The organism is Rhodovibrio sodomensis (assembly GCF_016583645.1).
GTDB lineage: Bacteria > Pseudomonadota > Alphaproteobacteria > Kiloniellales > Rhodovibrionaceae > Rhodovibrio > Rhodovibrio sodomensis.
This window is the reverse complement of sequence record NZ_NRRL01000314.1, coordinates 1-563: the sequence shown is the minus strand read 5'-3', so window position 1 is coordinate 563 and position 563 is coordinate 1. Positions and strand designations below refer to the sequence as shown.

The window sequence follows — 563 nt, the reverse complement described above, 5'->3', positions numbered from 1 at the left end:
CGCAGGCCGCTCAGCCGGCCGTCGATGCTTGGCGGCGGCGCCTCGGCCGGGGCGAGCGGCAGGCGCACCCAGAAGCGGCTGCCTCGACCCTCGACGCTGTCGACACCGATGGCCCCGCCCATCAATTGCGCGAGGTCGCGGGCGATCGTCGTGCCGAGGCCTGAGCCGCCGAAGCGACGGGTCGTCGATTCGTCGGCCTGGCGGAAGCTCTCGAAGATGGTCGTGAGCTTGTCGGCCGGGATCCCGATGCCGGTGTCGCGGACCTCGAACAAGAGGTGCGGCCGATCGAGCGCGGCCTCCGCCGGGCGCGGCGTCACGCTAAGCTCGACCTCGCCCTGTTCGGTGAACTTGACCGCGTTGCCGAGCAGGTTGAGCAGGATCTGGCGCACGCGCAGCGGGTCGCCGATATGGCGGGCCGGCAACCCCGGTGCGACCCGCAGGATCAACTCCAGGCCCTTGCCCAGGGCCAGTGGCTCCATGAGCCCGCAGACATCCTTGACGGTCGCGCGCAGGTCGAACGGCGTCTCCTCCAACCGGAGTTGGCGGGCATCGATCTTCGAGAG

The 563-nt window shown here is 70.5% G+C and carries 1 protein-coding gene; it reads right to left on the bottom strand.

All coding sequences use genetic code 11. The features are described 5' to 3' along the window. Positions 1-563, bottom strand: a 563-nt coding sequence (locus tag CKO28_RS27935; RefSeq protein WP_242480879.1) for an ATP-binding protein, incomplete at both ends; no start/stop codon positions are given.